Annotated in this window: 6 protein-coding genes; all 6 read left to right on the top strand. The window is 73.4% G+C overall.

The genetic code is table 11. The features are described 5' to 3' along the window. Nucleotides 1–1,610: LCP family protein (locus tag C7C46_RS19970; protein ID WP_110671232.1), on the top strand; the 1,610-nt coding region annotated here is incomplete at its 5' end. A 147-nt stretch (nt 1,611–1,757) separates the two neighbouring features. Continuing rightward, a complete protein-coding gene (metG, locus tag C7C46_RS19965; RefSeq protein ID WP_110671231.1) occupies nt 1,758–3,467 on the top strand; it encodes a methionine--tRNA ligase in 1,710 nt (569 codons plus the stop codon). Between the two features lie 10 nt (nt 3,468–3,477). Continuing rightward, on the top strand, nt 3,478–4,401 hold the full coding sequence (locus C7C46_RS19960; protein ID WP_110671230.1) for an NAD-dependent epimerase/dehydratase family protein: 924 nt from the start codon (nt 3,478–3,480) through the stop codon (nt 4,399–4,401). Nucleotides 4,402–4,561: 160 nt separating this feature from the next. Beyond that, entirely contained in the window at nt 4,562–5,728 is a 1,167-nt protein-coding gene (locus C7C46_RS19955; RefSeq protein ID WP_181442428.1) for a cytochrome P450, read from the top strand. Next, nucleotides 5,725–5,973, top strand: a complete 249-nt coding sequence (locus C7C46_RS35145; RefSeq protein ID WP_245984559.1) for a ferredoxin — start codon at nt 5,725–5,727, stop codon at nt 5,971–5,973. Before C7C46_RS19955 ends, C7C46_RS35145 begins: the two co-directional genes overlap by 4 nt. A 159-nt stretch (nt 5,974–6,132) precedes the next feature. Continuing rightward, on the top strand, nt 6,133–6,813 hold the full coding sequence (locus C7C46_RS19950; RefSeq protein WP_110671229.1) for a sortase domain-containing protein: 681 nt from the start codon (nt 6,133–6,135) through the stop codon (nt 6,811–6,813). Nucleotides 6,814–6,905: the final 92 nt, after the last annotated feature.

The following is a 6,905-nucleotide window of genomic DNA, read 5'->3' as shown; positions in this document are numbered from 1 at the left end:
AGATCGCGGCCGGCGGCACCGGCCTGACCCTGGTGCTGGTGGCCGGCTGCGGCTACGCCTACCTGCAGTACATCAACTCCAACTTCAAGACCGGCGACCTGAACAACGGCGGCTCCGCACTGGTCCCGCCGCCCACGCCGAACTCGGCCGGCCAGCGGCCGATCAACATCCTGCTGCTCGGCTCCGACTCCCGCGACAAGCCGGAGGACTGCAGGCTCGGCGGCGCCTGCGACAGCGGCGACCCGCACGCGGACGTGGAGCAGCTGCTGCACATCTCCGCGGACCGCACCAACGCCTCGGTGCTGAGCATCCCGCGCGACACCCAGGCGCAGATCCCGGACTGCACCAACTCCACCACCAAGAAGGTGTACAAGGCCCGCAAGGACATCATCACCGACAGCCTCAACGTCGGTGACCCGGGCTGTGTGGTGAACACCTGGGAGCTGCTCACCAAGATCCACATCGACCACTACATGATGATCGACTTCGCCGGCGTGGTCAGCATGGCCGACGCGGTCGGCGGCGTGGACGTGTGCACCAAGCAGAACGTGATGGACTACCAGGTCGAGTACGACGCCGGCGTCCGGCACGAGATCGGCTCGCACCTGGTGCTGCCGGCCGGTACCCACTCGATCAAGGGCGAGCAGGCGCTGGAGTGGCTGCGCACCCGGCACGCCTGGGAGGACGGCAGCGACATCGGCCGCACCCACGCCCAGCACCTCTACCTCAACTCGATGATCCGCCAGCTGAAGTCGGCCAACACCCTGGCCAATCCGCTCAAGCTCAACGACCTCGCGGTGGCCGCCAGCAAGGCGCTCCAGGTGGACACCGGGATCGGCACGGTGCAGGCGCTCAGCTCGCTGGCACTGGAGGTCAACAAGGTGCCGACCAACCGGATCACCACGGTGACCATGCCGTTCAGCTACCAGCCGGACCCGCGCAACTCCGGGGCCCAGCTGGTGGAACCGACCCCCGACTCGTACAAGCTGTTCCAGATGATCGCCGCCGACGTGCCGCTGGACCGCAACGGCACCGCGCCCGGCACCCCCGCCGACCCCGCCTCCCCCAGCGCCAGTGCCAGTACCGCGAGCAGCGCACCGGCCGCCCCGAGCAGCGCGCCCGCCGCGGCCGACCGGTCCACGGTCCGGGTCGACGTGCAGAACGCCAGCGGCGCCGCCGGCCGCTCCACCGCACTGGCCGAGGCCCTGGTGCAGCAGGGCTGGACCAGGGCGCAGCGCGACACCAGCGCGGTGCCCAAGTCGCCGACCAAGCTGCTCTACCCGACCGGCAAGCAGGCCGAGGCCAAGGAGCTGGCCGGCGCGCTCGGGCTGCCGGACGCAGCCCTGTCCGCGTCCGACACCGCCACCACCCACCTGACCCTGGTGGTCGGCACCGACTGGACCTCCGGCACCGGCTTCCCGGTGGCCGGCGCCGGCAGCACCGGCAAGCCGCAGGCCCCGGTGCCCACCGCGCTGCCCACCAGCGCCGTCGCGCAGAACGCCCAGGACGACGCGAACCAGTGCATGGAGGTCAACCCGGCCCACGGGTCCTCCGGCAAGCCGATCTACATCTGGAGCGGCACCACCCCGCCCGCCGTCCCCCAGCCCTGAGCTGCGGCGCCGCCGCCGGTTATCCGGTACGGGCGCGGCGGTGACGGCCGATAGAATGGAGCGCATTCTCCCGGCGATCACCGCCGACCCGCCCGCCCGGTGCCCGCACCCGGCGCGCGCCACTTCTAGGAATGGGAGCTCTCCCGGATGGCTCGACACCTGATCACCAGCGCGCTTCCGTACATCAACGGGATCAAGCACCTGGGGAACATGGTCGGGTCCATGCTCCCGGCGGACGTCTACTCCCGTTACCTGCGCCAGCGCGGGCACGAGGTGCTGTACATCTGCGCCACCGACGAGCACGGCACCCCGGCCGAGCTGGCCGCCAAGGCCGCCGGCCAGTCGGTCGAGCAGTTCTGCGCCGAGCAGCACGACGCGCAGAAGGCGATCTACGACGGCTTCGCGCTCTCCTTCGACTACTTCGGCCGCTCCTCCTCCCAGCAGAACCGGGAGATCACCCAGGAGTTCGCCCGCGAGCTGAAGGCCAACGGCTTCATCGAGGAGCGGGCGATCCGCCAGGTCTACTCGGTCGCGGACGGGCGCTTCCTGCCCGACCGCTACATCGAGGGCACCTGCCCGCACTGCGGCTACGACAAGGCCCGCGGCGACCAGTGCGAGAACTGCACCCGCCTGCTGGACCCGACCGACCTGATCAACCCGCGCTCGGCGGTCAGCGGCTCCACCGAGCTGGAGGTCCGCGAGACCACCCACCTGTTCCTGCTCCAGTCCAAGCTGGCCGACGAGGTCGAGGCCTGGATCGAGGAGCACGGCAAGGACTGGCCGACCCTGGCCTCCTCGATCGCCCGCAAGTGGCTGACCGAGGGCCTCAACGACCGCGCCATCACCCGCGACCTGGACTGGGGCGTGCCGGTCCCGGCCGACGTCTGGCCGGAGCTGGCCGCGCAGGGCAAGGTCTTCTACGTCTGGTTCGACGCGCCGATCGAGTACATCGGCGCCACCAAGGAGTGGTCGGACGCCGACCCGGCCCGGCGGGACTGGAAGTCCTGGTGGTACGAGGCCACCGACGTGCGCTACACCGAGTTCATGGCCAAGGACAACGTCCCCTTCCACACCGTGATGTTCCCGGCCACCCAGCTGGGCACCCGGGCGCCGTGGAAGAAGGTCGACTACGTCAAGGCCTTCAACTGGCTGAACTACTACGGCGGCAAGTTCTCCACCAGCCAGAAGCACGGCATCTTCACCGACGCCGCGCTGGAGCTGCTGCCCGCCGACTACTGGCGCTACTTCCTGATGGCCAACGCCCCGGAGTCGGACGACACCAGCTTCAGCTGGGAGCTGTTCGCCACCACGGTCAACAAGGACCTGGCCGACACCCTGGGCAACTTCGTCAACCGGGTGCTCTCCTTCTCGCTCAAGCGCTTCGGCGACACGGTGCCGGCCGGCGCCGAGCCGGGCGAGGCGGAGGCGGCGCTGGGCACCGAGGTGGCCGCGCTGATCGCCGAGTACCAGGCGCAGCTGGACAGTCTGCAGTTCCGCAAGGCGGCGCAGGCACTGCGCGCGCTGTGGAGCGCGGGCAACGTCTACCTGGAGACCAAGGCCCCCTGGCTGCAGATCAAGACCGACGAGGCGGGCGCCGCGCTGACGCTGCGCACCGCGATGCAGCTGATCCACCTGTACGGGGTGCTGTCGGCGCCGTTCATCCCGGCCACCAGCGCCGCGATGCGCGCGGTCTTCGCCTCCTCCGAGGCCGGCGAGCCGGGCTGGGTGAGCGAGGAGCAGGCCACCGCGCTCGACTTCGTCGCGGCCGGCACCTCCTTCACCGTCCCCCCGGTCCTCTTCGCCAAGATCACCGAGGACGACCTGGCGGCCTGGCGCGAGCGGTTCGGCGCCCAGTAACCTCAGCCGCATGCGGGTACTGGTGGTCGGCGGTACGGGGTTCCTCGGTCACCACGTGGTGGCCCGGCTGCGCGAGCGCGGGCACCGGCCCAGCCTGCTCGCCCGCTCGCCGCGCCCCGGCACGGACCTCGTCCTCGGTGACGCCCAACGGCTCACCGAGGACGAGTGGGCCGAGCTGCTGACGGGCCACCAGGGCGTGGTCTTCGCCGCCGGCGCGGACGACCGCACGGTCCCGCGCCGCCCGGCCGAGCCGTACTTCCACCAGGCCAACGTCGAACCGGTGCGCCGAATGCTGGCAGCCGCCCGCCGGGTCGGCGTCGAGCACGCCGTGCTGCACGGCTCCTACTTCACCGCCCTGCACCGCCTGCGCCCCGAACTGTGCCTGGCCGAGCACCACCCGTACGTGCGCAGCCGGCTGGCCCAGGCCGCCGAGGCCCGCCTGGCCGCGGGGCCCGAACTGCCGGTCGCGGTGCTGGAGATCCCGTTCGTCTTCGGGTCCGCCCCGGGGCGCCGGCCGCTCTGGGCCCCGGCGGCGCCGTGGCTGGGCTCCCGGCTGCCGCTGCTGGCCCCGCCCGGCGGCACCGCGGTGGTCACCGCCCGGTCGGTGGCCGAGCTGACGGTGGCGGCACTGGAGCAGGGCCTGGGCACCGATCTCCCGGTCGCGGACGCCAATCTGACCTGGGACCAGCTGCTCACCGCCTTCGCGACGGCGGCCGGGCGCTCCGGCCCGGTCCGGGTGCACCGGCTCGCGCCGGGCCTGCTCGGCGCGGCGCTGCGCGCCGCCGGGCTCACCCACCGGTTGCGCGGCCTGGAGGGCGGCCTGGACCCGCGGCAGCTGGCCCCGCTGCTGTGCAGCCGGCTCTTCCTGGAGCCCGGCTCGCACGGCGACCTGCCCGCCGCGCTGCGGGAGACGGTCGCCGCCTCGCGCCGCTGACGCCCCACCAGCGCGCGGCCGCCGATCGCGCGCGCCCCCAACTGCCCGAATGCGCCCCCTGGTTCGTCACGGAACTGCCCCTTAACGTCACCTTCAAGGCCAATCGCCAGGAGGCACCGTGACCCTCGACCACAGCGACACGCAGGCCGCCGAGCCGCTCATGCCGCTGCACTGCGCCCAAGCCCTGCCCGCCGGTCCGCCGATCCTCACCACGCTGCGCACCGGCACCCCCGTGTGGCTGGTCCGCCGCCACGCCGACGTCCGCCAGGTGCTGACCGACCCGCGGCTCAACCGCGCCTCGCTCTTCGCCCCCGACGCTCCCGCCGTCACGCCCTACCCCAACCTGCTCGACGACCCCGAGGCCCTGCTCAACCTGGACGGCCCCGAGCACCAGCGGCTGCGCCGCACCGTGCAGCGCGCCTTCACTCCGCGCGCCATCGCCCGCTGGCGGCCCTGGGTCGCCTCGGTGGTCGAGGACCTGCTCAACCAGCTGACCGACGCCGAGCACCCGGTGGACCTGGTCGCGGCCTTCACCCGCCCGCTGCCGGTCGCGGTGATCTGCCGGCTGATGGGCCTGGACAACCTCGACCTCAAGCGGCTGGCCTACTGGAGCGACCACGCGCTGGCCACCTCCGCCTACACGCCCCAGCAGGTCCAGGAGGCGATGCAGGACTTCGGCGCCTTCGGCGCCGCGCTGGTCGCCAAGCGCCGGGCGGAGCCGGGCGACGACCTGATCAGCTCGCTGGTCCAGGCCGCCGACCAGGACGGCTCGATGACGGAGTACCAGCTGGTCATGCTCACCATCGGCCTGGTGGTCGGCGGCCACGAGACCACCATGACCTCGCTCGGCAACGCGCTGGTCTACCTGCTCGGCGAGGGCCGCGACTCCTGGGCCCTGCTGGCCGGCAGCGAGGAGCAGGCGGGCATCGCCGCCGAGCAGCTGCTGCGGGCCGTTCCGCTGGGCGACCGCGAGGTGCTGCCGGGCCAGCTGCGCCGGGCGGTGGCGGACGTGGAGATCGGCGGGGTGCTGATCCCGGCCGGCAGCGTGGTGGCGGCCGACACCTTCGGCGCCAACCACGACGAGGGGGTCTACGGGCCCGACTGGCGGGCCGACCTGTTCGAGCCGCCCTCCACCCCGCACCTGACCTTCGGCGCGGGCCCGCACCACTGCCTGGGCGCCTGGCTGGCCCGGATGGAGCTGGAGCTGGCCCTGCACCGGCTGGCCCGGCGGCTGCCCGGGCTGCGGCTCACCGTCGACCCGGCCGCCATCGAGTGGCGCCGCGGCCTGCTCACCCGCAGCCCGCTGACCCTGCCGGCCGCCTGGTGAGCGCCACCGGGCCGGAGCCGGCCGAACTGGTGGTCACCGTGGACCGCGCCCGCTGCGCCGGCACCGGCCTGTGCGCCGCCTCCGCCCCCGCCGACCTGCAGGTCGGCCCGGACGGCAAGGCGCACCCCCGGCACGAGCGCTCCACCGCGCTGGCCGCCGTGGTGGAAGCCGCCGAGCTGTGCCCGATGGAGGCCATCGCCGTCCACCACGCCACCACGGGGGAGCTCCTCGCCCCGCAGTGGTGAAGACACCGGGGCCCGGTCCGGTCCGGGGTCGGGCCCCACCCCGCACGGATACGCCGTTCGCGGACCCGGCGTCACACGTTCGCACTCCCTGTGGTGGCACGCACGCTCAGCACGACCGACCGTGGAGCAGGCACCCCGCCCCCGCAGAGAGGTCCACCCATGGTCAGCCCCGTCCCGCCGACCGAGGCCCGTCCGCCGCGCACCCCCGGGCCGAGCCGACGCACCCAGGCCGTGCTGTTCAGCGTGCTCGGCGCCGCTCTGACCGCCCTGCTGCTGGTCCACCAGTCCGAACAGCCCAGGTCCGCGCTCCCGCCGCGCCCCCCGGACCCGGCCCAGGCCCAGGCCGCCGCCTCCCCCACCGGGAAGCGGACCACCCCTGCCGTCCAGGTCCCCGACGCGCACCCGAGCCGCCTGAAGATCGCCGCGCTCAGCGTCGACGCCCCGTTCACCGGCCTGGACAAGGACGCCCAGCCGCCGGCCGACGACCCGAACCTGGTGGGCTGGTTCCAGGGCGGCACCGTGCCCGGCAACCGCGGCCCGGCCGTGCTGGTCGGCCGGCCGGCCACCACCACCGCCCCGGCGGTCTTCACCGCCCTGGGCACCCTGGCCCCCGCCACCACCGTCGACGTGGCCCGCGACGACGGCGTGACCGCGACCTTCGCCGTGGACAGCGTGGAGACCTTCGCCCAGGGCGCGCTGCCGGCCGACCGGATCTACGGCCCGACCGCGGACGCCCAGCTGCGCCTGATCACCTGCGGCGGCGCGTACGACGCCCAGCGCGGCGACTACACCGCCAGCGTGGTGGTCTTCGCCCACCTGACCGGCCTGCGGGAGACCTGAGGGGCCTTCAGGAGGCTCGCGGGGGCGCGCGCCGATCTTCCGTCGCGCCGACCGGACCGCCGCACTCCATTGACGCGCCGCCCCACCCGTTC

Origin of the sequence: Streptomyces tateyamensis, from assembly GCF_003205575.1 — a bacterium.
GTDB lineage: Bacteria > Actinomycetota > Actinomycetes > Streptomycetales > Streptomycetaceae > Kitasatospora > Kitasatospora tateyamensis.
This window is presented reverse-complemented; position numbering and strand designations above follow the sequence as displayed.